Source organism: uncultured Mailhella sp., from assembly GCF_963931295.1.
Classification (GTDB): domain Bacteria; phylum Desulfobacterota; class Desulfovibrionia; order Desulfovibrionales; family Desulfovibrionaceae; genus Mailhella.
In genome coordinates, this window is the sequence record NZ_OZ007001.1 from 1,529,003 (window position 1) to 1,555,897 (window position 26,895).

General features: G+C 59.6%; 22 protein-coding genes and 1 other RNA gene. 14 read left to right on the forward strand and 9 right to left on the reverse strand.

The window, feature by feature from the left end:
* Positions 1–8: 8 nt before the first annotated feature.
* Together ABGT79_RS06295 and ABGT79_RS06300 are read right to left on the reverse strand one after the other, a co-directional pair.
* Positions 9–1,136 (reverse strand): acetamidase/formamidase family protein, encoded by a 1,128-nt coding sequence (locus tag ABGT79_RS06295; protein ID WP_346665483.1) that lies wholly within the window; start codon positions 1,134–1,136, stop codon positions 9–11.
* A gap of 25 nt (positions 1,137–1,161) precedes the next feature.
* Positions 1,162–1,440 (reverse strand): hypothetical protein, encoded by a 279-nt coding sequence (locus ABGT79_RS06300; RefSeq protein WP_346665484.1) that lies wholly within the window; start codon positions 1,438–1,440, stop codon positions 1,162–1,164.
* Between the two features lie 6 nt (positions 1,441–1,446).
* Between ABGT79_RS06300 and ssrA the strand changes: the two genes are divergently transcribed.
* Positions 1,447–1,829: a transfer-messenger RNA gene (gene ssrA / locus ABGT79_RS06305) on the forward strand.
* Between the two features lie 117 nt (positions 1,830–1,946).
* Here ssrA and ABGT79_RS06310 read toward each other — a convergent pair.
* The gene (locus tag ABGT79_RS06310) at positions 1,947–2,099 is read right to left on the reverse strand and encodes a hypothetical protein (RefSeq protein ID WP_346665485.1); all 153 of its coding nucleotides are present in this window, start codon (positions 2,097–2,099) and stop codon (positions 1,947–1,949) included.
* A gap of 1,231 nt (positions 2,100–3,330) precedes the next feature.
* On the opposite strand from ABGT79_RS06310, the gene ABGT79_RS06315 reads away from it, so the two are divergent.
* From ABGT79_RS06315 to ABGT79_RS06335, 5 genes are all read left to right on the forward strand, one after another.
* The gene (locus ABGT79_RS06315; RefSeq protein WP_294484196.1) at positions 3,331–3,936 is read left to right on the forward strand and encodes a recombinase family protein; all 606 of its coding nucleotides are present in this window, start codon (positions 3,331–3,333) and stop codon (positions 3,934–3,936) included.
* 220 nt (positions 3,937–4,156) lie between these two features.
* Entirely contained in the window at positions 4,157–4,588 is a 432-nt protein-coding gene (locus ABGT79_RS06320; RefSeq protein WP_294484199.1) for an Rrf2 family transcriptional regulator, read from the forward strand.
* Positions 4,589–4,629: 41 nt separating this feature from the next.
* Positions 4,630–5,574, forward strand: a complete 945-nt coding sequence (locus tag ABGT79_RS06325; protein ID WP_346665486.1) for a DUF4037 domain-containing protein — start codon at positions 4,630–4,632, stop codon at positions 5,572–5,574.
* Positions 5,574–6,365: a tetratricopeptide repeat protein gene (locus tag ABGT79_RS06330; protein ID WP_346665487.1), complete on the forward strand. Its 792-nt coding sequence runs from the start codon at positions 5,574–5,576 to the stop codon at positions 6,363–6,365. The genes ABGT79_RS06325 and ABGT79_RS06330 overlap by 1 nt, the downstream gene beginning before the upstream one ends.
* A gap of 11 nt (positions 6,366–6,376) precedes the next feature.
* Positions 6,377–6,940 carry a DUF4125 family protein gene (locus ABGT79_RS06335; RefSeq protein ID WP_346665488.1) on the forward strand — a complete coding sequence of 188 codons (564 nt, stop codon included), beginning with the start codon at positions 6,377–6,379 and terminating at the stop codon, positions 6,938–6,940.
* Between the two features lie 166 nt (positions 6,941–7,106).
* Here the strand turns inward: ABGT79_RS06335 and tmk are convergent, their stop codons facing one another.
* Together tmk and ABGT79_RS06345 are read right to left on the reverse strand one after the other, a co-directional pair.
* Positions 7,107–7,730: a dTMP kinase gene (tmk, locus tag ABGT79_RS06340; RefSeq protein ID WP_346665489.1), complete on the reverse strand. Its 624-nt coding sequence runs from the start codon at positions 7,728–7,730 to the stop codon at positions 7,107–7,109.
* Positions 7,715–8,761 carry an HD domain-containing protein gene (locus ABGT79_RS06345; protein ID WP_346665490.1) on the reverse strand — a complete coding sequence of 349 codons (1,047 nt, stop codon included), beginning with the start codon at positions 8,759–8,761 and terminating at the stop codon, positions 7,715–7,717. The genes tmk and ABGT79_RS06345 overlap by 16 nt, the downstream gene beginning before the upstream one ends.
* A gap of 154 nt (positions 8,762–8,915) precedes the next feature.
* Here ABGT79_RS06345 and surE point away from each other — a divergent pair, with 154 nt between their 5' ends.
* From surE to ABGT79_RS06370, 5 genes are all read left to right on the forward strand, one after another.
* Positions 8,916–9,707, forward strand: a complete 792-nt coding sequence (surE, locus tag ABGT79_RS06350; protein WP_346665491.1) for a 5'/3'-nucleotidase SurE — start codon at positions 8,916–8,918, stop codon at positions 9,705–9,707.
* A gap of 142 nt (positions 9,708–9,849) precedes the next feature.
* Positions 9,850–10,773, forward strand: a complete 924-nt coding sequence (fba, locus tag ABGT79_RS06355) for a class II fructose-1,6-bisphosphate aldolase (RefSeq protein ID WP_346665492.1) — start codon at positions 9,850–9,852, stop codon at positions 10,771–10,773.
* Between the two features lie 641 nt (positions 10,774–11,414).
* The gene (locus ABGT79_RS06360) at positions 11,415–13,394 is read left to right on the forward strand and encodes an FAD-dependent oxidoreductase (RefSeq protein ID WP_294484212.1); all 1,980 of its coding nucleotides are present in this window, start codon (positions 11,415–11,417) and stop codon (positions 13,392–13,394) included.
* A 72-nt stretch (positions 13,395–13,466) separates the two neighbouring features.
* Complete coding sequence (locus tag ABGT79_RS06365; protein WP_346665493.1) at positions 13,467–15,446, forward strand: NAD(P)/FAD-dependent oxidoreductase; 1,980 nt, start codon at positions 13,467–13,469, stop codon at positions 15,444–15,446.
* Positions 15,447–15,621: 175 nt separating this feature from the next.
* On the forward strand, positions 15,622–16,521 hold the full coding sequence (locus tag ABGT79_RS06370) for a LysR family transcriptional regulator (protein WP_346665494.1): 900 nt from the start codon (positions 15,622–15,624) through the stop codon (positions 16,519–16,521).
* A 612-nt stretch (positions 16,522–17,133) separates the two neighbouring features.
* Here ABGT79_RS06370 and ABGT79_RS06375 read toward each other — a convergent pair.
* Positions 17,134–18,573, reverse strand: coding sequence for an SLC13 family permease (locus ABGT79_RS06375; protein ID WP_346665495.1), 1,440 nt, complete (start codon positions 18,571–18,573; stop codon positions 17,134–17,136).
* A gap of 364 nt (positions 18,574–18,937) precedes the next feature.
* Here ABGT79_RS06375 and ABGT79_RS06380 point away from each other — a divergent pair, with 364 nt between their 5' ends.
* A complete protein-coding gene (locus ABGT79_RS06380) occupies positions 18,938–19,861 on the forward strand; it encodes a LysR family transcriptional regulator (RefSeq protein ID WP_346665496.1) in 924 nt (307 codons plus the stop codon).
* Positions 19,862–20,339: 478 nt separating this feature from the next.
* Here ABGT79_RS06380 and ABGT79_RS06385 read toward each other — a convergent pair whose 3' ends face one another.
* Entirely contained in the window at positions 20,340–21,278 is a 939-nt protein-coding gene (locus ABGT79_RS06385) for a LysR family transcriptional regulator (RefSeq protein ID WP_346665497.1), read from the reverse strand.
* A 281-nt stretch (positions 21,279–21,559) separates the two neighbouring features.
* On the opposite strand from ABGT79_RS06385, the gene ABGT79_RS06390 reads away from it, so the two are divergent.
* Both ABGT79_RS06390 and ABGT79_RS06395 read left to right on the forward strand, forming a co-directional pair.
* Positions 21,560–23,548, forward strand: a complete 1,989-nt coding sequence (locus ABGT79_RS06390; protein WP_346665498.1) for an NAD(P)/FAD-dependent oxidoreductase — start codon at positions 21,560–21,562, stop codon at positions 23,546–23,548.
* A 94-nt stretch (positions 23,549–23,642) separates the two neighbouring features.
* A complete protein-coding gene (locus tag ABGT79_RS06395; RefSeq protein ID WP_346665499.1) occupies positions 23,643–25,121 on the forward strand; it encodes an SLC13 family permease in 1,479 nt (492 codons plus the stop codon).
* 387 nt (positions 25,122–25,508) lie between these two features.
* On the opposite strand, the gene argC is transcribed toward ABGT79_RS06395, so the two are convergent.
* Both argC and ABGT79_RS06405 read right to left on the reverse strand, forming a co-directional pair.
* Entirely contained in the window at positions 25,509–26,555 is a 1,047-nt protein-coding gene (gene argC / locus ABGT79_RS06400) for an N-acetyl-gamma-glutamyl-phosphate reductase (RefSeq protein ID WP_346665500.1), read from the reverse strand.
* Between the two features lie 56 nt (positions 26,556–26,611).
* Positions 26,612–26,881 (reverse strand): DUF1844 domain-containing protein, encoded by a 270-nt coding sequence (locus ABGT79_RS06405; protein WP_294484229.1) that lies wholly within the window; start codon positions 26,879–26,881, stop codon positions 26,612–26,614.
* Between the last annotated feature and the right edge of the window lie 14 nt (positions 26,882–26,895).

The following is a 26,895-nucleotide window of genomic DNA, read 5'->3' on the forward strand; positions in this document are numbered from 1 at the left end:
CCCGCACGCTACGCAAGATAGCTCACTGCGCCGTCCTCATTCCAGAATTTGCCGAGCTTGCCGGCACCGATCAGCGACTTGGGAATGGCTCCATAAATGCCCTTCACACCGTTGACCACCTGGGCCACCTTGAAGTCCACGCCCATGCTGCACAGCACCAGCGCTTCGTTGAAGCTCATGCCGTTCTTTTCCGCAATGAAGTGCGCCGCTTCCATGATGGCCTGACGGGAAGCCCGAAGCAGTTCTTCATTGAGGCCCATGACCAGATAATGGGTGGGCGTTTCGCCTATGGGCATGCTGAGCTTCCAGTTCTTGTGCAGAATGAACTGCACTCTGCCGGTCATGGAAGTTTCAATGGCCGTAACGCTCACCTCGCCGTCGCCCTGCGCGGCATGGGCGTCGCCCGTGTAGTACAAAGCGCCGTCCACCTGCACGGGAAGATATACCGACGTCCCCTTGGTCAGGGCCTTGATGTCCATGTTGCCGCCGAACACGGAAGGCGGCGCGGAAGCCGCCAGAGCGGTGGGGGAAACGCCCATGACGCCGAAGAAGGGATTGAGCGGAATATTGAGGTTCTTGTACTTGCCCACCTTTTTGGCCTTGTCGTACTCAATGCGGAAGGAGGTGGTTTCCTTCACCTCATACGGAACGCCGCCGGCTCCGGGACGAGCCACGACGTTGCCGAAATCCGTGGTCAGGAAGGTGTCGAGAATGCGCACTTCCAGCACGTCGCCGGGCTTGGCGCCGTTGATGCGGATGGGGCCCGTCAGAACATGATTGCCGGGACTGCATGATCTCTTCAAACCTTCGGAAGCCAGAATGCGATAAATAATGGGATCGTCCGTCGACAGGGAATACCTCTTCACATAGTCGGCAAACGTGCCCGCGATGCCCAGCATGCTCACGGTCTCAATATCGACCACGGCTCCGGAATCCACGGAAAGCACAGGCTTTTTGTCGGGAGAGAGGCCGCCCTTGATCAGATTCTTGATGTCGGCGGGAACATAGTAATCGGCCTTGGGAGAAGACGCTGCTGCCGAGGCCCGGCGCACGTTCATGGTGGTATCGAACGCAGAGGCCAGAAGCATGCCCGAAGCCCCTATGCCTGCACAACGGATGAATTCTCTTCTGTTCATGACAGTCTCCTTTGCTTGTTGATAATCAAGAAGCAAGAAGCATGCCAAACGTAATGATCATTATTTTCAAACAGTTATAATTTTTTACGCAACAATTGGTTGAAACACTTTTGTTGTTTGCCGCCATTCCAGGAACAATTTTAATCCGAAGCTGCCCGCGGCGGTCGCTTTTCCTTGTGCCGAGCGCGGAAATCTGCCGCAGCGCCCCTTTACGAATACAGATTTTATGCGTATTTAATGCTTGTTCCGCCTGCGAGAGCGACGGAAACGTGGTCTTTCTGACCCGCGTCAGCAAAGGCACCATCCGCAAGGGGGCGCATTGGTTTCGACGGGGATGCTGGAAGCCATGGTTGCAGGTCGAGGCGCCGCTGGCCTCGTAAAAAGCGGCAACAAAGTAATTGCCAACAACGATTACGAATACGCCTACGCTGCGTAAGCAGCCGGGCATCCTGACGGCGCAAAGACCGTCACGCTGAAGCGGCCGACGTCCGATACGTCGCCGAAGCGCCAAGCTTATCGGGCTGGCGTGCGTCTGTTCCTTCCGGGGCGCACGCGAGGAGTCACGGCGGGATAACTGACGGACGCCCGTCTGCGGGCAAATCCCGAGGCGAAAACTCTGTACGCAGACTAAACCTGTAGAGGCCTTGCGCGGACCTTTCTCGGACGGGAGTTCGACTCTCCCCGCCTCCACCAAAAAGTCAATAAAATCCAATATGATATTGGATCAGAAAAACTCCCGATGTTCGGCGTGAAAGCGCTGTGCATCGGGAGTTTTTTATACCGTCGTTCACGACCTCAGCCGTCGGGCGGCTATTTCAGCGGTCTCGTGAACATGGACTTCCTGCTCCGTATGAATTCGGAAACATCCTCGTTCACGCGCTTCACCGTCATGCGCGTTTTTCCGCTGCCGCTGACGTTGACGTCGGGACTGCTGAAAACAACGGTAAGGGTATCTCCCGACAACGTTCCCGTCTCGTGCCCTTGGGATGGGAATCATTCCACGCGCCCTCCGAGACGTCGGCCACGCAGGTGGCAGAAAACGAAGTCGGCGTCCTTTTGGTAATCTTGAAGAGCAGGGCACCCTCTCCGTCACCGACATAATACCGTATGAACTCTGTCCTTATCTATGGTCAGATAGTAATCATCGCCATTGACCGTAGTCGTAAGGCCCTGTGGTTCCGTATAATTTATGCCCGAAGACGCGGAAGATTGCGTCCCGTCCGCCGCACCGAGTATTTTTTCCGCAGAATCCAGCATGCCGTCCAGCGCTTCGAGAGTTCCGGCACACGCAGGCGTCGCAACCAGCAGGCCGAGGAAACACAACGCCGTCATTCATCTCTTAATTTTCCATCCTCCCTGAATATTTTGTAAAAACATTTCTTTCAAGAGCAACGGACTCTTGTTCTTCTCGACAGGTCAATCCAATGACCGCTCTCTGCCATGTACAGCAGCATTTCCGAAGCATAAAAGAGGCATTTTCAAAGCCCGGATCTCCTCAAAATGCACTTCTATTAATATCCGAGCCAGCGGCATCACAGAAGTTTTCCTGCAAGAGCAGCATGTCATAATGTCTCAAACTGCGTCACGACCGACATTTCCAGCCCCGCGCTCCTCCCACGGTCGATTCCGATGCATGCATCTGCCCGACTTCCCATGTCGCTTCCGGCAGCCCCCGCTTGTGCCTCGTCTTCCGAAGGGCAATCATTAACAACATCAATTACTCCACCTCTGACGGCGGCGTATGCGGAATATCCTTTTTTCTTGCGGGCAAGGCAGCACTCCCGTATTGCCGAAAGGTCTTTCTCTGTTCCGTCCCTTCCTTGCACTTTTAACAACTGACAATTCCACAAACAAAAAAAACTGGTTTATTCCCATGGGATAACGTTAAGCTCTGCTTCCCGGCTGAGAAGCGGCGGCTTCTCCCTCTTCAAAACCGGCATCCTTGCCGAAACGTCAGGAGGTATTCCATGCACGGTGCAAACAAAGCCCATCTGCCGCAACATTCCATTCCCAGGCCCCCTCGTCCTCCGTGCGTCGTTTTCCGTCCACCGGACGGTCCGCTCGAGCGATGCCGACGAACGTTCTCCGCAACTTTCACGTCCGACGAGCATGACGGCCCCGAATTCACGGCCGACGTTGAAACAACACAGGCTCCCGTGAAACAACGCACCTCTATCTCAGGAGTTCCACCCCTATGGGAAAAACATACGGATACATCCGCGTATCCAGCACGGATCAGAACGAAAGCCGCCAGTACCTGGCCATGCAGAAACGGGATATTCCCAAAAAGCACATCTTCATCGACAAGGTGTCGGGCAAGGACTTTCAGCGACCGCAGTACCTCGCCATGCTCCGACGCCTGAAGCCCGGCGATCAGATATGCATCACCAGCATCGACCGGCTGGGACGCAACTACAAGGAAATCCAGCAGCAGTGGCATGTGCTCACCAAGGAAATGAAAGTGGACATTCTCGTGTTCGACATGCCTCTGCTCGACACCCGCAGGGACAAGGATCTGCTCGGCACCTTCATTGCCGATCTTGTGCTTCAGGTACTGTCGTTCGTGGCGCAGAACGAACGGGAAAACATACGCCGCCGTCAGGCGGAAGGCATTGCCGCGGCGAAAATCAGCGGCACGCGCTTCGGTCGGGAGCCGAGTCCGCTGCCTTCCGGCTTTCCGCGGGTGTTCGCCCAGTGGAAAAACGGTGAAATCAACACGTCCGAAGCGGCGAGGCGCTGCGGCATGGCCCGCTCCAGCTTCCGCTACCGGGCCAGAACGTACATGAAGAACACCTCGTAACAGAACGGCATGGCGTGCCTTCCGGCGGCAACGCAACAAGGAACGTACGCCATGCCTCAACGCGCAGACGCCGGTGCAGAAAATTCTCCGACTGCGGCGTCTGCGCGTCGAGCCAAAGAAAACGAGTTTGTACCGCACATTTTACCGGGCACACCCCGGCCCGGCTATGGTCATGCGGACGGCTCCATGCTAAAAGAGGCAAGACTGCAGGAGTGAAGCCATGAAATTCTTTACCAAGAGCCGCTATGCCCTCCGTGTGATGATAGAACTTGCCCGGCGTCCGCACAACGACAACACGCCGCTCAAGTCCATCGCGCAGTCGCAGCACATCAGTCTCAAATATCTTGAACAGGTCATTGCGCCCCTGAGCCGGGCCGGACTGGTCAAGAGCGAACGCGGCAGTCAGGGCGGATACCGGCTGGCCATGCCGCCCGAAAACTGCACGGCGGGCGACATTCTGCGCGCCGTGGAAGGCAGCCTCGCGCCCGTGGACTGCCTCGATCCGGAAGCCGAAGCCTGCAACTTTCAGAAAAGATGCGCCTCGCTGCGCTTCTGGAGCGGCCTTGGCGACTGCATCGAACGCTACGCCGACAGCGTCACGCTGCGCGATCTCGCCGCTCTGCCCGGCGAATGCTGTCCTCCCGGTCTCTGACGCCTTCCTGCCCGTTCAACCTTCTGCCTTCGAGGTTTTTCATGCCATTCAACGGACTCGCTCTTTCCCGACTTTTCTTTGAAGCCTCACTGCCCCTGCTCAGGGAACGCATTCCCGACATCATGACGCGCTCCGCCGCCGGCCTTGTCGGCGAAGGCTCGGAATGCCTCGGCCTGGACGACGACATTTCCCGCGATCACGACTGGGGCCCCGCCTTCTGCCTGTGGGTGCCGGACGATCTGCTCCGCGCGGAACTCACTCGCGTGGAGAGCGCCATAGCGTCGCTCCCCGCCTCATTCCAGGGCTTTCCCACGCGCATGGCCAGAGAGAGGCGCATGGGCAGAACCGGGCCGCTGCCGCTCAAGGGCTTCTACCGCCGCTTTCTGGGCATGGATCGCGCGCCTGAGACCTGGCGCGCATGGATGGCCGTTCCCGAATATCACCTCTGTTCCTGCACCAACGGCGACGTATTCCTGGACGAAGGCGGAGAATTTTCAGCCGTGCGCGAGGCTCTGCTCAAGTACTATCCCGACGACGTGCGCCGCAAGAAAATAGCCGCCCGCTGCATGATAATGGCGCAGGCCGGTCAGTACAATATGCCCCGCAGCCTCCAGCGCGGCAATTCCATGGCCGCCATGCTTGCCGCCGCGCGCTTTGCCGAGGCCGCGCTGTCCATGGCCTTTCTGCTCAACCGCCGCTACATGCCCTTCTACAAGTGGGCCGGACGCCTGGCCGAAACCCTGCCCGTGCTCGGTCAGCAGACGGCGTCCACGGTCAAAATTCTGGCGCGCACGCCCTGGGATTCCCAAAGCCTCGGAGCCGAAGCCTCGGAAGCCGTCGAAAAGCTGTGCGATCTCGTGGCTGCGGAACTTCGCCGTCAGGCGCTGTGCGACATTCAGGGCAACTGGCTGTGGCAGGCCGGGCCTCTCGTGCAGCGCGGCGTCAAGGATCCCGAACTGCGCGCCCGCAACGTCATGGAGGACTGATGGAAGACTTTCGTTCCGCGCTCAATGCGGCCAGAACACTCCCGGACGCGCAGGCCGAAGAGGCGCTGCGCACTCTTCTGAAACAATACCCCGATCTTTCGCCGGAAGACGAAGGGAATCTCCGCTACACGCTGGGCGTTGTTCTGTTTCATCAGGGCAGGGCCGATGAGGCGGCACACGAAACCGAGCAGGCCTGCCGTCTGCTGGAACACGCTCCCGGAGCTGCAAGGGCCCTGGCGCTGACGGCCCTTGCCCGCATGAAGCTCGCCTGCCGCGACGCATCCGGAAGCGTGAACGTCGGCAGAACCGCCCTGGCGCTTCTGCGCCAGAGCCTCGGGCCGGACGATCCGCGCCTGGCGCCTTCGCTGTTCGCCCTCTCCTTCGGCGAATACGAAAGCAGAAACTTTGCCGAAGCCGAAGCCCTCTGCCTTGAAGCCAGAGCCCTCTGGGAAAAGCAGAAAGGGCCGGAAAGTCTGGAAGTGTCCACCTGTCTGAACAATCTCGGCCGCATCTGTGAGGAAACGGGGCGGCCGGACGAAGGCATTGCGCTTCACCGCGCGGCGCTCGACATACGCCGCAGGGTGCTGAGCGATCACCCGGAAACCGCCTTTTCCATGGGCAACCTCGGCACGGCGCTCGCCTCGGCGGGCAGGTGGCGCGAGGCCGCCGACATGCTGGAACAGGCCATTGCCTGCTATGCCCGCTGCGGGCACACGGGCGGCAACGATATTGAGGGCTACCGCCGCAATCTGGAAGTATGCAGAAGCGCGCTGGCCCGGGAAAATGACTGAGGAGATGTCTCATGAATACCGAAGCAGAAAAAAAGGAAGAGCTCATCAAGGAAATCGTGGAACGGGAGCTGGCCATGTTTCTCGCCACGCCCAACGAAGGCGGCACCAGCGAATGCCAGACCAGACCGCAGTCCTTCCGCATGATGCGCCGCATGAATCACTGCACGCACGATACGGCCACGCTGGAGTCCTACCTGGACGATCTGAAGAATGCTGCCGCCGAGGGCAGAAACTTCATGATTGAAAAATACGCCCGCCTGGACAACCGTCTGCCTCCGCTTTCCCACAATCCGCTTCTGGACAAGATTGCCGACGCCGAATGCGCATTCCTGCGCGAGGCTTCGGCGCACTATCCGCACGCCATCAAGACGAACGGCGAACAGGCCTTCCGCGCCTACTGCCGCTGCGAACTGGAAACCCTCTCCGACCGCACGCTGCAGCTGTACGCCGACGAAGTGGACCGTGCCGTGAAGGAAGGACGCAACCTTGCCGAAGAGCGCTACGACGACCTGTGGCGCATGCTCGGCGAAGGCTCCCTGGCCGCCTACGACGCCAAGCTCGCCGCCAGGAGCTGAACATTGCAGCGATTGCCCGAGTGACGGAACTTTTGCACCCGGCCCGACAGGGCGGCGCTTGTCTGCCGGGCCGACAACACACGGAAAGCCTGCGCGGTCGCATGGACGGCGCAGGCTTTCCGTGTTCTGAACGCGTGTGAAGGCGAAGACGCTTTCCGGCGGCGGATCAGTCGAGATTCAGTGCTGCAACGGCCGCCTTCAGAAGTTCTTCCGGGCTCCGGCGCGCGTCGAGCACGCAGAAGCGCTCGGGCCAGCGGACGGCGCGGGCGAGAAAGCCTTGCCGGATGCGCTGATGAAACGCCAGCTCCTCCGCTTCAAAGCGGCCTTCGCTGGTGCTGAGTCCTTCGCGGCCGTTGCGGGCCCGCGCTCGTTTCAAGCCTTCTTCCACGGGCAGATCGAGCAGCAGCGTGCGCTCCGGCCAGAGGCCGCCCGTGGCGTGATCGTTGAGTTCCTGAAGCCTGTCCGCGTCCATGCCGCGGCCGTAGCCCTGATAGGCAATGGTGGAATCGGCATAGCGGTCGCACAGCACCCATTCGCCGCGCTCCAGCGCCGGGCGGATGATCTCGGCCACGTGCTGCGCGCGGTCGGCAAGAAAGAGAAAGAGTTCGGCCCGGCTGTCCAGCGAACTCGACACGTCGAGCAGCAGCGGACGCAGTCTGGCGCCGAGTCCGCATCCGCCGGGCTCGCGCGTGCGCACGAACGGCAGACCTCGCTTTTCCAGCTCCTGCACGAGCAGGTTCATGAGCGTGCTCTTTCCTGCGCCCTCTATGCCCTCTAAAGTAACGAACACTGTCTTTCCTCCTGGCGGGGTTCCTTCTTTTCCTGCCGCGACGCCTTTGTTTCCGCAGCGGAGGACGGCGTGCGCACGGGACGGCAGACGCTGCGCCCGAGAAGCGACTGATAAGGGCTCCACGCCATGCCTTCCCCTTCGCCGGGGGCCGGAAGAATGCCGCGGCACTGCGCAAGCTTGGCGTCGATGTTGTCGGCGTAGTGCAGCACGAACGCCTCGGGCGTGGACGGCTCGCGCGCCGCGCCGAACTCGGGCTCGCCGTGATGGCTTGCAATAAGATGCTTGAAGTGCATGACAAGTTCCGGCTCAAGCCCCGACTTGCGCAGATACGGCTCAAGCATGACAATGCCCTGCACGATGTGCCCGAGAAGACGCCCCTCGTCGGTGTATTCGGTCACCAGAACGCCGCTCATTTCGTCGATCTTGCCTATGTCGTGCAGAAGCGCCGCGGCAAGCAGCGTCTGCCGGTCGAGCTCCGGATAGTGATCGGCCATGAGCATGCACAATTCGGCCACGGAGAGCATGTGCTCAAGAAGCCCGCCCATGTAGGCGTGATGCACCGACTTGGCCGCCGGAGCCTTCATGAGCAGCGGACGAATGCGCTTGTCGGAAAGCACGGAGCGCATGAACTTCTTCCAGGGCTTGTGCGTGAGCACGGCGTCGCAGAGGCGTTCCACGTCCGCCATCATGTCCGCCGCGGGCCTGCTGCTGGAAACAAGATAGTCCTCCATGGGCAGCGCGGCGCACTCCTCTTCGCTGAGAACGCGCAGCGCCTCCACCGTGAGCTGAAGCTGCTCCCGGTACAGGGAAACATGACCTTCCACCCTCACCATCTGTCCTGCCGTCAGCGAGGGCAGGGAAAGGCTGAGCGGACTCCATATCTTGGCTTCCAGCGCGCCGCTGGCGTCCTTGAGTTCAAGCCTCCAGTACGGTCCGTTGCGGGACTGCTGAAGAGATGCCAGCGACACGAGATACGCGGACGCTATCTCGTCGCCGGCCGACATGGCGCTTATCTTCTGATGCTCGGTCATGTTCGCCTCGGAAAATTTGACTTTTGGTTCCCGTTCTATACAAAAAACATGGGAAGAGGCGAAATCGCCCCTCCCATGACATGTTCCTTTCTTTCCAGTATATGGCGCGGCAAGGCTTGTCAAAGGTTTCGGCCGCGCCGCGGAGATGTTCCCCATGCGCGTACTCATCAGCAACGACGACGGCATCTACAGCCGCAACCTGCACCTTCTCTACTCCGCCCTGCGCCGCGCAGGCCACGACGTGAGGGCCGTGGCCCCCGCCGAACAGCATTCCGGCGCGGGCTGCTGCCTCACGGTGCATGATCCCATTCTTACGAAGCGGGTCCGCCTCACCCTCGAAGGCGGCGAACGCTTTGAAGGCACGGCCGTTTCCGGCACCCCGGCCGACTGCGTCATTCTCGCGCTGCGCGGCCTCATGCCCGATTTTCGGCCCGACATCGTAATTTCCGGCATCAACTTCGGGCCCAACGCCGGACAGGACGTCTTTTTCTCCGGCACGGTGGGCGCGGCCATTCAGGCGGCCATGTACGGACTGCCCTCGCTGGCGGTTTCCCACTGCTCGCACGACGGAGCCACCGAAGCGCATGCCGATCTCGCCGTGCGCCTCGCCGCGGCCCTCGACTGGGAACATCTGCCCCGTCACCGCGTATACAATCTCAACCTGCCCGACTGCCCGGCGGAAGAGATCCGCGGACTCAAGGTGTGCAGACACAGCACCGACTGGGCCTGCCTCGATTCCTACGAACGCCGCTTCTCGCCCGCAGGCAGGGAATATTTCTGGATGAAGGATCCCTTCCAGCACTTCCTTCTTGAAGACGAAGGCACCGACAAAAGCTGGCTGCACCAGGGCTGGGCCACGCTCTCTCCCCTGAACATCGATCTCAACGACGAAGCCGCCGCAAAAAAGCTCAACGAAAACAGTCTGTGGGAGTCCGTGCGTCCGTAAAAGCAGGAGAGAGAGACGTTCTTTTCGGCGTTATCCCTTGCGAAAAATCCTCACTGCGGATACAAAAGAAACAAAGAAAGAGGAGAGGATTCCTTTATTGTTCATGCCTCTCCAAGATACTGACGCTCCCCGGAGGGAAGCCATGCCTATCACCACTCCCAAAGAGATGTTTGCCCGCGCCTACAAGGAAGGGTATGCCATCGGCGCTTTCAACGTCAACAACATGGAAATCATTCAGGGCATCATGCAGGCCGGCGCGGAAGAGCGCTCGCCGCTGATCCTTCAGGTTTCCGCCGGCGCCCGCAAGTATGCCGGTCAGGTGTACATCATGAAACTGGTGGAAGCCGCCCTTGCCGAATCCGATCTCCCGGTGGTGGTGCATCTCGATCACGGCCCCGACTTTGAACTGTGCAAGGCCTGCATCGACGGCGGCTTCAGCTCCGTCATGATCGACGGCTCGCACCTGCCCTTCGAGGAAAACATCGCCGTCACGAAGCAGGTGGTGGACTACGCCCACGACCGCGGCGTGTGGGTGGAAGCCGAACTCGGTCAGCTCGCCGGCGTGGAAGAACACGTTTCCGCCGAAAAGAGCATCTACACCGATCCCGATCAGGCCGTGGAATTCGTCCAGCGCTCCGGCTGCGACTCTCTGGCCATCGCCATCGGCACGAGTCACGGCGCGTACAAGTTCAAGGGCGAAGCCAAGCTCGACTTCGAACGCCTCGACAAGATTTCTTCCATGATGCCCGGCTATCCGCTGGTGCTGCACGGCGCTTCCAGCGTGCCGCAGGAATTCGTGGAAATGGCCAACCAGTACGGCGGCAAGCTCGGCGACGCCAAGGGCGTGCCCGAAGAGATGCTGCGCAAGGCCGCCAAGTCCGGCGTGTGCAAGATCAACATCGACTCCGACATCCGCCTCGCCATGACCGCCAACATCCGCAAGTACATGGCCGAACATCCCGAAGCCTTCGATCCGCGCGCCTACCTCAAGCCCGCCCGCGAAGCCGTCAAGAACATGGTGCAGCGCAAGATCCGCAACGTGCTCGGCAGCTCCAACAAAATCTGATTCTCCGGCCGCTCCTCCGGGCAGCCAATTCCGAAGGCGCAGCCTTCCTCCACGGCAGACCGTGTTTCGCGGTCTGCCTGTTTTTTTTCTCTGGTTCAGATTCAGGCGTCGCCCCCCTGACGCAAACGAAAGGACGCGGCCCGTCCGGCGCGCCCTTTCTCCCCTCCCCCCCAAAAAAAACGCAAAGCCGCGAAATGCGCCCCGACGGCCTGCACCGCCTCACGTGCTCTTTCCCGCGCTTCCCCGAAACGCACGGCAAGCTCTCCCACCCCACTTTTCCACGCGCAGGCGCTCACCCGGAGCCTCCAGCACCGGCCCTGCATCAAAGCCGCCCTCTTCCGCGCGCAGGCGCCCGCTCCCTGCCCGCCCTTTCGTTTCGCGCTCCTCTTTTTGCAGCAAAGCCGCCCGGATACCGATTCGCGCCCGCGCTCTTTCCCGCGCCGCTCCGTCCGTTCCGCGCCTTCGCTTCGCGTCCTCAGCATAAAACCTGCTGATAACCAGCCATTGAAAATTAATATTTTTCTTTTTTTTCCTGCTCTCCTATTTTCTGGAATAGACGTTCAGAAAAGTTGACGGCCCGTAGCAAGCGGATTTCCCCGCCGTCCAGCGCGCAAAAATCACGTATCGCCAAAGGAGAGCGTATGAAGCCCATCTACAAAGAAAAATATCCCCATCTGTTTGAACCGCTCTATGTCGGCAAGAACAAAGTGCGCTTCAACAACCGCTTCAACGTCGCGCCCATCGGCTCCGGCGCCACGGGCGGCGGCGAAGACAGCGACGGCCGCATCAACACCTTCGGCATCGATTACTGGATGCGCTACATTCAGGGCGGATTCTCCCGCGTGACCCTGCCCATGGAAGTGCCCATCGACGGCAGCCACGAACACATGTTCAACCTGAATCCCAAGACCTGCAACCAGATGAACTTCCAGCGCCTGCAGCGCGCCGTTCACGCCTTCAACGGCAAGACCTTTGCGGAATTCCTGCACGGCGGCCCCTACATGCGCGCGGGCTTCAAGAAAATTTCCGCCGACGACGAACCCCATCTCGGCTCCCAGGCCGCCACGGTGGCCGACATGGAAGAAGTGGCCGCCCTCTTCGGCGAATACGCCCACTGGGCTCAGATAGCCAATTTCGACGGTCTGCTGCTGCACTACGGTCACGGCTGGCTGTTCAACTACTTCCTCTCCCCGCTCACCAACCACCGCACCGACGAGTTCGGCGGCTCCATTGAAAACCGCTGCCGCTTCCCGCTCATGGTCATCAAGGAAATCCGCCGCGTGGTGGGCGACAGCCTGCTCATCGAACTGCGCCTCAACGGCACCGACGGCGTGGAAGGCGGCATCACCCCCGAAGAATGCGCCGAGCAGGTCAAAATCTTCCAGGACTACGTGGACATGGTTCACATCACCTGCGGCCACCGCATCGACGCCTTCACGCGTCCCAAGATGCACCCCACCGGCTTCGATCCCATGGCCCACAACGCCTGGGCCAGCGAAATCGTGAAGAAGTCCGGCGTGTCCATTCCCATCGGTCTCGTGGGCGGCGTGTATGATCCCGCCGTGGCCGAGGAAGTGCTCGCCAAAGGTCAGGCCGACTACGTGCTCATGGCCCGCTCCGCCATGGCCGACCCCGAACTCGTCAAAAAGGCCAAGGAAGGCAGAGAAGACGACATCCGTCCCTGCCTGCGCTGCAACTACTGCATGGATCACGGCCGCCGCGTGGCCATTTCCAAGGATCTGCACCTGCTCACCTATCCCAGCTACGACCGTCAGTGCATGACCAATCCCATGCAGTTCCAGAGCGCCCAGAAGCTGCGCATTCCCCCGGCGGACCGTCAGAAGAAGGTGGCCGTCATCGGCGGCGGCGTGGCCGGCATGGAAGCGGCCCTGAGCTGCGCCATGAGAGGCCACACCGTGGTGCTCTACGAAAAGACCGACCGCCTCGGCGGACAGGCCCTGCTTTCCGATCCCATGTGGTTCAAGAAGGAAATGAAGCTGTTCCACGAATATCTGGTACGACAGATCAAGAAGCGCCCGGCCATCACCGTGGTGTACAACACCGAAGCCACCCGCGAAATCATTGAAGAAAACGACTTCGACGCCGTCATCGTGGCCGTGGGCGCGGAACAGGTCGTGCCCCGCATTCCCGGCGTGGAAAAGGCCGTCATGTCATTCGACGTGTTCGGTCATGAAGACAAGGTGGGCAAGAAGGTGGCCATCATCGGCGGCGGCGCCATCGGCGTGGAGCTCGGCATTCATCTGAGCGGCCTCGGCCACGAATGCACCATCGTGGAAATGGCCGAATATCTTGCCTCCAAGGCACAGCTCACCGAACGCACCGCCTACCTCATCAATCTGGAAAAGAACCACGTGAACAGCATGGTGAACACCACCTGCCAGGAAATCACCGACAAGGGCGTGTGGGTGGAAAACGCCGACGGCAGACAGTTCATCGAAGCCGACACCGTGATCATCGCCGTGGGCACCAAACCGCTCGTCAAGGAACGCGAAAAGTTCAAGGACGTGGCCTTCGACGTGATCTGCGTGGGCGACTGCGTGGAAGCTTCCAGCATCGTGCATGCCGTGCATACCGGCTTCGACGCCGGTCTTACCCTGTAAATACCGCAATCTTGCGTAGTCCGCACGGGGCGCCCGCAAAAAGCGGGCGCCCCACAACCTCGGGAGTTCGCCATGAAACCGATATACAAAGAAAAATATCCTCATCTTTTTGAACCCATGTACGTGGGCAAGAACAAGGTCATGTTCAACAACAGGGTGCGCGTGGCACCCATCGGCACCGGCGCCACGGGCGGCGGCGAAGACAGCGACGGCCGCATCAACACCTTCGGCATCGACTTCTGGATGCGCTTCATCCGCGGCGGCTTCTCCTCCGTGGCCCTGCCCATGGAAGTGCCCATCGACGGCAGCCATGAACACTGCTTCAATCTGAATCCCAAGACCTGCAACCAGATGAACTTCCAGCGCTTCCAGCGCGCCGTCCACGCCTACAACGGCAGAAGCTTTGCGGAATTCATCCACGGCGGCCCCTACATGCGCGCGGGCTTCAAGAAAATCGCCGCCGACGACGAACCCCATCTCGGCGCCAAGGCCGCCACGGTGGCGGAAATGGAAGAAATCGCCGCCCTGTTCGGCGAATACGCCCACTGGGCTCAGATAGCCAACTTCGACGGCCTCATGCTGCACTTCGCGCACGGCTGGCTCATCAACTACTTCCTCTCCCCGCTCACCAACCACCGCACCGACGAATTCGGCGGCTCCATTGAAAACCGCTGCCGCTTCCCCGTGATGATCCTCAAGGAAATCCGCCGCGTGGTGGGCAACAGCCTGCTCATCGAACTGCGCCTCAACGGCACCGACGGCGTGGAAGGCGGCATCATGCCCGAAGAAACCGCCGAACAGGTCAAAATCTTCCAGGACTACGTGGACATGGTCCACATCACCTGCGGCCACCGCATCGACGCCCTCACCCGTCCCAAGATGCATCCTACCGGCTTCGATCCCGTGGCCCACAACGCCTGGGCCAGCGAAATCGTGAAGAAGTCCGGCGTGTCCATTCCCGTCGGCGTGGTGGGCGGCATCTACAGCCCCGAAATCGCCGAAGAAGTGCTCGCCAAGGGTCAGGCCGACTACGTGCTCATGGGCCGCTCCGCCATGGCCGATCCCGAAATCATCAAGAAGGCCAAGGAAGGAAGAGAAGACGACATCCGTCCCTGCCTGCGCTGCGACTACTGCCTCGACCACGGTCGCCGCGTGGCCATTTCCAAGGATCTGCATCTGCTCACCTATCCCAGCTACGACCGCACCTGCATGGTCAATCCCCTGCAGTTCCAGAGCGCTCAGAAGCTGCGCATTCCGCCGTCCGACCGTCATAAGAAGGTGGCCGTCATCGGCGGCGGCGTGGCCGGCATGAACGCGGCCCTGAGCTGCGCCGACCGCGGTCACTCCGTGGTGCTCTACGAAAAGACCGACCGCCTCGGCGGACAGGCCCTGCTCTCCGATCCCATGTGGTTCAAGAAGGAAATGAAGCTGTTCCACGAATATCTGGAACGCCAGGTCAAGAAGCGTCCGGCCATCACCGTGGTGTACAACACCGAAGCCACCCGCGAAATCATTGAAGAAAACGATTTCGACGCCGTCATCGTGGCCGTGGGCGCGGAACAGGTCGTGCCCCGCATTCCCGGCGTGGAAAAGGCCGTCATGTCCTTCGACGTGTTCGGTCATGAAGACAAGGTGGGCAAGAAGGTGGCCATCATCGGCGGCGGCGCCATCGGCGTGGAGCTCGGCATCCATCTGAACGGTCTCGGCCATGAATGCACCATCGTGGAAATGGCCGAACACCTCGCCTCCAAGACGGAACTCACCGAACGCACCGCCTACATGATTCACCTGGAAAAGAACCACGTCAAAACCATGGTGAACACCACCTGCCAGGAAATCACCGACAAGGGCGTGTGGGTGGAAAACGCCGACGGCAGACAGTTCATTGAAGCCGACACCGTCATCATCTCCGTGGGCACCAAGCCGCTCGTCAAGGAACGCGATCAGTTCAAGGACGTGGCCTTCGACGTGATCTGCGTGGGCGACTGCGTCAAGGCTTCCAGCATCGTGCACGCCGTGCATACCGGCTTCGACGCGGGCCTCACCCTGTAAAAAAACGACAATCCCCTTCCCCGGCTGCGGGGGCGGAAGAAGAGCCCCCTTCTTCCGCCCCCGCACGTCTTAACTCTCTGCGCAGGTTGCAGAAAACACTCCGGCAATGTATCATGCCCGGGCATTTTTGCCGCACCGGAGCCGCACGGTCCCGAGCCCGGAAAAGGAGAGCGCCATGCGTCTGGAGCAACTGAGTCATCTTATTGAAATCACCCGCCTGCAATCCATCAGCAAGGCGGCGGAAACGCTGCACATCTCTCAACCGGCCCTTTCCGCTTCCGTCAAAAGCCTGGAAACGGAACTCGGCGTCGCCCTGTTCAAGCGCACCAACAGAGGCATTTTTCTTACCTCCGAAGGAGAAAAAATTCACGACGACGCCGTCGGCATTCTCAACGTCATCAACGGATGGTACACGCAATACCACGATCAGGAGCCGGAAGGCGAAATACACCTCGCCTGCACGCCCATCATCAGCTGCTACATCACGCCCAACATCATCGTTCCGTTCCAGAAGCGCTATCCCAAGATCACCATTTTCGTCCACAGCGCCCAGCACTACGACATCATAGGCAAGCTCACGAGCACCAGCGCCGACATCGCGCTCACCACGCTTTCCGGCAACGCCCGCCTCATCGAACAGATACGCGACATGAACTGGGACGAGCAGCATCTGTTTACCGACGAGAGGCGGCTGTTCATCGGCTCCAGACATCCTCTGGCCGCCAAGGACGAGCTCTCCCGCGAAGACCTCAAGAGCCTGAACCTCGCCTACTACTCCGACGTGCGGGATCAGATTTCCCGATTCTACGTGCCCTTCTTCGGCACGACCTACCGCCTTGCGAACAAGGAAGACATTCTCGATCTCGTCATCAAGAACGAGGCCGTGTTCATCCAGCCCTGCCACCTTTTCCGCCACGACTACCGCGTCATGGAAAAGCTTCTTGTGGAAAAGCGCATTCCCCTCACCGAAGTGGACAGCAGAGCCGACGTCTTTGCCCTGCACGCCCCGGAACTTTCGCCCATCGAACAGATGTTCTGGGATTATCTCATCGAAAATTTTTCCTGCAATCTCTGACGAGCGACGGAAGAGTCAAAGCTTCGGCGCGCCTGAACGCCGGAGAGGCATCTGTCGAACAACGGACGGGGAAGAAGCGCGGACTTCTTCCCCGTTTTGCATGAAACGCGCATCTTCCAGGAGCGCCATCCGCCGCTGTGTCGCCCCTCCCCGCAGCCGAAAATCCTGCCATGCGACCGCCTTGCCCTTTCGCTGGCGAGACATCCGCGCACCCTGCCTGCCTCAAACTCTTTTCCTCGCCATGCTGCCGAGGACGGCAACACCCGCGTCCTTGCCCGCCGACGTCACCGTCATTCCTCCCGTCACAACGCATCCCGGGTCTGCGCGACCGACGCGCGTTCGGAACGGCAATCCGCAGAACAATGTCCGCCGCCGGATTCCGCGCACTGGAGGATCTAGCACACGTCCAAACACGGCAACCCCCTCGGCCTTCATCCCCCCAAAAGTCCGGACGAATCGCCGCAACGCCCGACGGCCAGGCCGTCGGCCCCGGGGCTCGTTCCCATCTTCCGACAATAAAAATCCGGGCGCATCGCCTCATGACGCAGCGATGGCCCGGAAAACACAAAGGCGTTCCGGCAGCACCGGAACGCCTTTTCAGGGGGAGAGCCTTTAGAAGGCGACGGTCATCAGCGGATAACCGACGAAGGAGAGAAGCAGGATATTGAATATCCAGAAGAAGCTTGCGTACTTGATGACGGTTCTCTGATGGACCCATTCCGTGTCGCCGTAGAGAATGGCGGACGTGGTGGCCGCGGCGGGAGTGGCGATGCCGAGGGTGCAGGAGAGAATGACGCAGGAGAGCAGGGCCTGAGGATCGACGTTGCCGTTGGCCACGGCCAGGGTGTAGGCGATGGGAGCGAAGGTGGCGGCGCAGGCGTTGTTGTTGGTGAGCTGGGTGCACAGGGTGGTGGTGCACACGACGATGAACACCAGCAGGTTGCCGCTGAATCCGGCCAGCATGGGCTCGCAGGTGTCGGCGATGAACTTGGTCACGCCGGTGGCTTCAAACGCGCCGGTGATTCTGAGCACGGCCGCGACGAGGAAGAGGGCGGGCCAAGCCACGGACTTGTGCATGATCTCCTTCAGGCCGATGCCTTCCTTGAAGTTCAGCATGAGATAGATGCCGATGTAGGCCAGCAGAATGCCGTTGTTGCCCATGGCCTTGAGGAACTTGGAAAGCGCCCAGCTTCCGGGCAGAATGTTGGGCAGAAGCAGCAGAACGATGAGGCCGAGGAACGACCAAAGAATGGTCTTCTGGTAGGGAGAGAGCTGTTCGTCGAAGTGCATGCATTCGCGGTTTTCCAGAATGGGAGTCACGTCCGCCTTGAGCACGTACTTGCAGATGAAGATGACGAAGAAGATGGAGATAAGCAGAAGCAGACCGGTGACGCCCACGTACGCGGCGAGATTGATTTCCTGACCGCCGCTCATCTGGCCGTAAATGCCGAACACGATGGCGGGGAGACTCTTGAAGGGCAGCATCATGTACGCGATGTCGGCGACGTACAGCATGGCGAGCAGCAGAATCATGGGGAAGGAGTCGCCGGGCTTGTAGCCGTACTGCCTGCACACTTCCTTGATGAGCGGAAACGCAACGAGCACGGCGGCGGTCATGGTCAGCATGGTGGCCAGAGCGCACATGGCGATGCAGAGCATGAACACGAGCACCCACGGCCTTCCGACCACCACGGGAACGCAGATGATGCGCCGGGCCACATATTCGGCAATGCCGGCCGCGTTGATGATGCTCGCCACCATGCAGAAAAAGAGCAGAAGCAGATAGGTGTTGTTGCCGAACGCGCCTCCGAGCACGGCATCCATGGGTTGCGGCAGCGTCATGCCGAGCACGACAAGACCCATGAAGGAAGGCCAGATCATGTCGATGAAGAGCCATCCGTAAAGGACTCCAAAAAAGACGCCGACAACCGCAAGACCGTCTGCAGTCATTCCCGCAGGAGGCGTAATAAACCGAAATCCCACCATGATGAGAATCATAATCGCAAGATTGACATAGAATTTCGGTTCATTCTTTGTCAGTGCAAAACTCATGTCCTACCTCCATCCCATTAACATTCCGCCAAAACGACGTCTCCCTGTCGTTTTATGCGAAAAAAATTTTATTCACATGGGTAGTTGTAAAAAAACAGCAGCAAATCAAAAGGATAGTTAAACTGCTGTAAAGGCCGTAAATGCACGTCTAAGAACAGCGCTCTCTTATTGATTAAGATTAATAAAGAAAACTGGAGAAAAGAAAAATATTAATTATCAATGGCTGGATATCAGTTTGAATTATGGGAGAAAGAACCTTGCCTGACGGGGAAAAGGAGGGCTAAGATAATAACGGGAGTCGGCGTGGCGCCTGCCCTGAAGGCAGATCTGAACACGGCACGCGTCAAGACAAGGGAGGGGAGAAATGCGACTGGAACAGCTGGAGTATTTTGTGGCCGCCGCCAACGCCGGGGCCATCAGCGCGGCCGCGCAGCGCCTGGGTATTTCCCAGCCTGCGGTTTCGGCGGCGGTGAGAAGTCTGGAAAACGAACTGAGCAGTCCTCTTCTCAAGCGCGGCAACAGCGGCGTGAGCCTCACTCCGCTCGGCCGCCTCACCTATCGCGACGCGCGCGCCATTCTGGAACTCGCGCAGAACATTCAGGCCAGAGGCAAGGATGTGGAGGCCGGCGGCTCGCTGGCCGTGTGCGCGCAGCCGCTGCTCTCCTTTCATCTGACGAGCGGCATCGTGCTGCCCTTCAAGAAGCTGCATCCGAAAATCAACGTCTTCGTGCGCAACGTGCCCAATGTGGACATCATTGCCGACCTCAGGAGCGGGCGCTCCAACATTGCGGTCACGCTGGTCTGCATGGGGCTCAAGATCCGCGAACAGGCGCGCGGCATGGGCTGCGAAATCGTCCCCCTCTATGCCGACGAACGAAAGATGTTCATAGGCGCCGGGCATCCGCTGGCCGCCAAGGCCGAACTGACGCCCGAAGACCTGAAAAGCCTGCGCATCGCCTACTACTCGCACAGCTCGGATCACGTGTCTTCGCGCTATGCGCCGTATTTCGGCGGAGAGTACCGCCTGGCCAACAGGGACGACATTCTCGATCTCGTCATCCGCAACGAGGCCGTGTTCATTCAGGCCGCCGCCATGTTCCAGCACGACTACCGCGTGCGGAAGGGCATGATGGTGGCCAGAAGCATTCCCCTGAAGGAAGTCAACCACAGCGCCCCCATCGTGGCCATCCGCACGCCGGAAATCTCGCTGGTGGAAAGGCTGTTCTGGGAATACCTCATAGAAAACTTTTCCAAGGGACTGCCCGAACGGCCTTCGCTCCCCGTTTGATTGCCTTCCCCGCGCGTCCGATCGCGATTTTTATTGATCCTGTTTTCACATGACGTCATGTCTGAAACGCGCCTGTCCTCGGCAATCAATGCAGACGGCGCAGAACGCCCGGAGTCCGGCATATCCGATGAGCTCCGGTGCCCATGAAGACGCTCCCGTTCGTGCCCTTGGTCGCGTAAAAGCAGCAAAGAGCAACGGAGGAACGTCGCCCGCTGCACGCCTTCACGTGCCCCGCTTTCCTGAGTCGGCCGAACCTGCTGGAATCAGTATTGAAATACATGCCTTCGCAAGCCCGCTCTTCTGAGGCTCCGGGCGCACAGCCCGGTCACGCCGATCCCGCGCAAGTTCTTCACCGCCCCGCGCGTAAGGCCCTGCGAATCTCTTCCCCCCAAAAAACACCAAACCGCGAAATGCACTCCGACGACCTGCCCCGCCGCTGCGCTTTCCGCGGTTCTTTCACGCGCTTTGCCTGGAAAATCTAAAGAATGGATGAGCTCTCCATCTGAGCAAACTGCTTTTTCACCAGCGCCACAATCTCCTCTTCCAGGGCGTTCAGCTTTCTGTTCGAGGGAATGACCAGACAGAACACCAGCGGAATGGATACGTCGTCTATTTCCCGCGCGGTTATGACTTTCTGCCTGATGAGCAGATTGTCGAAGGCATCGAGCCGCAGGGACACCGTGTAGATGTTCTGCGATTTGGCAATGGCGTCGAAAAGCGTCTGTCTGTCGGGAAAGACCACGCTTTTCTTTATGGAAGCCTTCTGCATGAATATGTTATTGTAGTCGTAAATTCTTCTGAGCGCTCTGCCTGACGTGGCAAATGAAAGCCCGTCCAGATCGCTCAGAAGCACATGCTTCTTTTTCGCCAGCGGAAGCCTGGAATTGACGAACAGAGAAATGCTTCCCGACGCAAGAGAAAGGATTCTTTTTCCTTTTTCTTCCGCCTTGCGCACAATGAGCGAAAGCATCTCCTTCGGATAAAAACGCAGGCACAGACGGCTGTCGTTTCCGTCGCCTTCTCCATGAAGCAGTCTGTCCTCCACGGCTCCTGAATGAATGATGAGCTTCGATGTTTTGACATACTCGATGAGCTCGGGCGACAGAAATATCTTGCTCAGACTCCTCTGCGCCAGAATAATCACGGGATCGCACGTCTCTTCACCGGAATTTTTCAGGGCAAGCAGGTTTCCGTATTCCTTTATAATGACTTCGATATGCTCGAGCGCCTTTTTCCCGACGTCGGTAATCAGTATGCCGTTGTTGGTCCTGCGAAAAAGCTGCACGCCCAATTCCTCTTCAAGTGAACGAATGGACGCACTCAGCGACTGCTGCGAAAGATGAAGATACTTTGACGATTCGTTCAACGACTTTCTGCGCGACGTTTCATAAAAATATATGAGATGGTCTATCTTCATAAGCCGCACCGCACCTCGGAAGATATTTCAAGCATTCCTTGTATTAACTATGATTGCAAAATATTTTTCTGTCAACGCGGGTCTTGCTCCGGGGATTTCCCTGTGCTGCGTCAAAAAAATGACGGAGGCCTTGCGTTCTTTTCAGCACAAATACCGTTCCGCCGATTCCGCCTCCTGTTTTTTTTTGAACGCCTCCAAAAAAAATCGATTATGCAAAAAATCACAATTCTCCTATATCCATTAACAAGTCCCCGATCATTAAAACTTTTCAGGAGGAGCCCATGAAACCTCTGTACAAGGAAAAATATCCTCTTCTTTTCACCCCCCTCATCGTCGGCAAGAACAAGGTCGAATACAAGAACAGAATTTTCCAGGCTCCCATGGGCATGGCGCTCGGCACGGACGCCAACGGCCTCATCAACATCATAGGCGAAGAATACTACAGCAGTTTTGCCCGCGGCGGCTTTGCGCAGATATGCCTGCCCATCGAAGTGCCCAAGGACGGCGGTCATCCCCGCACCTATTCCATCGACGAGCAGTACCACGCCTTCATGAACATGCATAAGCTTCAGCGCGTGGTGCATGCCTACGGCGCGCGCAGCTCCTGTGAAATCTATCACGCCGGCTGCTGCATGACCCCCGGCCCCGGCCGCACCATCATGAGCGCAAGCGCCTTCGTGTACAACGGCCGTCAGGTCAAGGAAATGGACGACAAGGACATGGAAGACGTGGCGCAGATGTACGCGCACGCCGCGTTCATGGTCAAAAGAGCCGGCTTCGACGCCATCACGCTGCACTACGGTCACGGCTGGCTCATGAACAACTTCCTCTCGCCTCTCACCAACCACCGCACCGACGAATTCGGCGGAAGCGTGGAGAACCGCTGCCGGTATCCGCTCATGATCATGAAGCGCATCCGTCAGGAAGTGGGCAACGATCTGGTCATCGAAGTGCGCATGAACGGCTCCGACATGATGGAAGGCGGCATCACCCCGGAGGACGCCGCAGAACAGGCCCTCATCCTTTCCGAAGAAGCGGATATGCTGCACATGACCTGCGGCACCCGCCTCGACGCCTCCAGCCGTCCGAAGATGCATCCCACGCACTTCCTTGAAAGAGCGCACAACGCCAGAGCCAGCGAACTTGCCAAGAAGGCCGGCGTCAAGATTCCCGTGGGCGTGGTGGGCAGCATTCACGATCCCGATCTCGCCGAAAAGCTGCTCGAAGAAGGCAAGGCCGACTACGTGCTCACGGCGCGGCAGGCCCTTACCGACAGCGACTTCGTCAACAAAATCCGTGAAGGACGCCTTGAGGACATCCGCCCCTGCCTGCGCTGCGACTTCTGCCTCGACGGCTCCAAGCGCGGCTCCCTCACCACGGAAGTGAACATCCGCAAGGACTCCACCTACGACAGACAATGCGCCGTCAATCCGCTCTGGTATCAGGGCATCACCAAGAAGCACCTCATTCCCGCGCCTTCCAGAAAGCGCAAGGTCGTCGTTGTCGGCGGCGGCATTGCCGGCATGCAGGCAGCCTTCACCGCGGCCGAACGCGGCCACGACGTCACGCTCTACGAAAAGAGCGACAAGCTCGGCGGTCAGGCGCTGTTCTCCGACGGCATGTGGTTCAAGCAGGAAATGAAGGCCTTCCGCGAATACCTCATACGTCAGGTTCACAAGTCCGGCGTCCATGTTCTGATGAACGTCGAAGCCACCCCGAAACTGATTTCCGAAATCGACCCCGACGTGGCCATCATCGCCGTGGGCGCGGAACAGGTGGTTCCTCCCATTCCCGGCATCGACGGCAAAAACGTGTTCATGTCCTGGGACGTGTTCGGACACTACGAGCTGCTCGGCAAGCGCGTGGCCATCGTGGGCGGCGGTCTTGTGGGCTGCGAACTTTCCATTGACCTCGCAGGCCAGGGGCACGACGTCACCGTGGTGGAACTCGGACACTATCTCGCCGCTACGGCGCAGATCAGCGAACGCATGCACATCATGGAATTCATGAAGAAGAACAACGTCGCCTCTCTGGTGGACGCCACGGTAGAGTGCATCGAACCTGACCACCTCAACGTGCGCACGGCCGAAGGCCCGCAGACCATTGAAGCCGACAGCTTCATCATCTGCACGGGCACCCGCTCTCTGACCGACCTGCGTGATTCCTTCCGCGACACGGCCTTTGACGTCATCAACATAGGCGACTGCGTACGCGCCTCCGACATCGTCAATGCCGTCCGCACCGGCTGGGACGCCGGCGCAACCGTCTGACATCAACGGGATGCCGCAAGCGCCCGCCGCTTACGGCATCCCGTCCGAAAAGCTCCCCCCGCACACCGCCTTCCCCTCTGCAAGGAGTGCCTTTATGTCCACCCTCCGCCTATCCAATCTGACGCCTACCAAATGGTTGTGTTTTGCCATCGTTCTGTTCTGCATGTTCGGCGCTCCCGAGCTGGTGTCCGGCACCGGAGCCATGACCGATCTCGGAGCAAGGATCATATGCATCTACGTGGGCATGGCCTTCGGCTGGCTGACGCTCGACCTTGCCTGGCCCAGCGTTCTGGGCATTCTCGCCGTGGGTCTCTCGGGCTACTCCAGCGTGAACAACGTGCTCAAGATGTGCTTCGGCAACAGCAGCGCCCTGCTCGTGTTCTTCGTGTTCATCATTACGGGCGTCATCGACAAGGCGGGCGTCTCCCGCTGGATAGCCCTTCACATCTGCAGTCTTCCCATCGGCCGCGGACGGCCCTGGGTCATGACCTTCTGCATTCTCGCCGCCATCATGACTCTCACCCTCTTCATCGGCGTGTCCCCGGGCGTGCTGGTCGTGTGGGCCATTTTCTACAGCATCTGCGAAGTGTACGGCATCAAGCCCGGCGAACACTGGGCAACCATGGTCATGGTGGCCATTCCGTTCTTCGGCAGCGTCACCGCCTCCATCTTCCCCTTCAAGTCGGTTCCCGTTGTGGCCCTCGGCGCGTATTCCCAGCTCAGCGGCGGCGACGTCATCGACTTCCCCCAGTATTTTGCCTGGTCCCTCATCGTGGACTCCATGATCGTCGTGCTTACGCTGGCCTTCATGCGCTTCGTGCTCAGGCCGGACGTGAGCAAGATCTATAACGCCAAGGTGTACTTCAATCCCGAAGAGCTGCGCCTCACCACCTATCAGAAGATCGTGCTTCTCTGGTTCTTCCTGTTCATCGTCATGATGATGGTCCCCTCCCTGCTACCCTCGCACTGGGAACTTACCAAGTTCTTCAAGAAGCTCGGCAACACCGGTTGCGCCGCCCTCATGTGCGCCATCTTCTTCGCCTTCGATTTCGTGCAGAACGAATCCATGCGTAAGACCATCGCCTCCAGCGTGCGCTACGACGCCCTGCTCGTGAACTTCTCCGCCATCGGCATTGCCGGCGTCATGTCCAACGACGCCAGCGGCATCTGCCAGTGGTTCGTGGATCTGGTCACGCCGCTGACCTCCGGCCAGAGCACCGTGGTTATTCTCATGCTTCTGGTGGCCATGGCCAGCCTGATGACTCAGTTCCTGAACAACCTCGGCAGCACGGCCATCTACATTCCCATAGCCTACAGCGTGGCCGTGGCGGCAAACATCAATCCGGCGCTCGTGTGCATGTGCTGCATCGCCGCCCTGAACATCGGCATCCTTACGCCTTCCGGCAGCAACCCCGCGGCCATGCTCTACTCCAACGCCGTGTGGGCTCCGGGACTGCGGCCTTACGCCTATGCCGCATGCTTCCTGGCCATCAACTTCGCCGTGCTCATGCTCGTAGGCGTGCCCATTGCCGAATTCTTCTTCCCCAGCATCCTTCCCAATTCCGTGCTGTAACGGTCTTTTTCCCCTGCCGTGAAAGTCGGTGGCGTTCCTCCAGCGCCGCCGACTTTTCACATTCTGCCTGGCTTTCTCCCGGAGCGCTCCGCGCTTCCGCCGAAGGGAAACACGGACATCGCCCGAAATTCGGAACATCACCCATCGCATGCCTTCGCGTGCCCCGTTTTTCTGAGTCGGGCGGCCCTACTGGCAACAGTGCTGAAATGCACGCCGTTGCAAGCCCGCGCTTCTGAGACTCCGGGCCCATGGCCCTGTCACGCCGATCCCGCGCAAGCGCCGCCCCCGCGAGCAAAGCCCTGCGTCACTCCCTCTGTTCCCCCAAAAACGCCGCAAAAAAAGGGCGGCAGCCTGAGCCGTCGCCCCTTTTTCAGCAATGTTTCCGCGCTACGGAACCAGCGGCGCGAAGTTCAGTCCCGTGTTCACGGGAAGGCCGAACATGAGGTTCGCGTTGGCCACGGCCTGACCGGACGCGCCGCGGCAGAGGTTGTCGATGGCCGAGGTAATGATGAGTCGTCCGGTGCGCTCGTCCACGGTCACGGCGATGTCGCAGAACATGGTGCCGCGCACGTTGCGCGTTTCCGGCAGCTTGCCTGCGGGCATCACGCGCACCCAGGGGCTGTTCTTCCAGAAGTCCTCATAGAGGGCCTGCACGTCGGCCTGCGAAAGCGGCGTGGACAGCTTCGTGTAGATGGTGGCCAGAATGCCGCGGCTGATGGGCAGAAGATGCGGATTGAACGACACCGTCATGGACGTGCCCGCCGCCACGGAGAGTTCCTGTTCGATTTCCGGAGTATGACGATGTTTGCCGCCGATGTTGTAGGGGCGGAAGGAATCGGCCACTTCGCAGTACAGGGAACTGACCACGGCCTTGCGGCCTGCGCCGGTGGTGCCGGACTTGGCGTCGATGATGATGTCGTCGGTGCGGACGAGGCCGTTTTTCAGGGCCGCGTACAGGCCGAGTATGGACGCCGTGGGATAGCAGCCGGGATTGGCCACCAGCCTGGCTTCGCGCACCTTGTCGCCGTAGATTTCCGGCAGACCGTACACCGCGCGGGCCAGATATTCCTTGCGGGTGTGCGGCTTGTACCAGGCTTCATACACGTCTGCGTCGCGCAGGCGAAAGTCCGCGGACAGATCCACGACCTTCACGCCTGCGTCGTAGAGATCCGCGCCTATTTCCATGGCTACGCCGTGGGGCACGGCGAGAAAGACCACGTCGCAGTTTTCGGCGAGCGCCTTCACGTCCGGCTCCATGAGCACGACGTCTCCGCCGGGAAGCCCCTGAAGGAAGGGATACACGGCGTCGAGCCGCTTGCCCGCGTCCTGTCTGGACGTGGCGGCGGTCAGCCTGATGGAAGGATGGGAGGCCAGAATACGGGACAGTTCCATCCCGGTGTACCCGGTGACGCCGACCAGTCCGGCACGCAGCATGGCAATACTCCAAAAAAAGGGCCGGAATATCCGGCCCGCTGATGGTGAGGGGGAAGTCAGGAACGGGCCACGAACTTCATGCGCAGTTCATAAAGCACGTCGCGCATGAGCTTGCTTTCCTCGGGCGTGAGACCGTTGCGCGTTTTGTCGTCGAGCATGGTGAGCACGTCGATGGCGTTGCGGGCCAGGGCCTCGTTGCGGGCGGTGCTTCCGGTTTCCGGGTTGGGCACCTCGCCGAGATGCACCAGCGCGGAAGAGGCCAGAGACAGCACAAAGGTGGAAAACGTCACTTCCGGCAATATGGGCGAGTCGTTCCTGTCAGACATGATACCCCCGAATA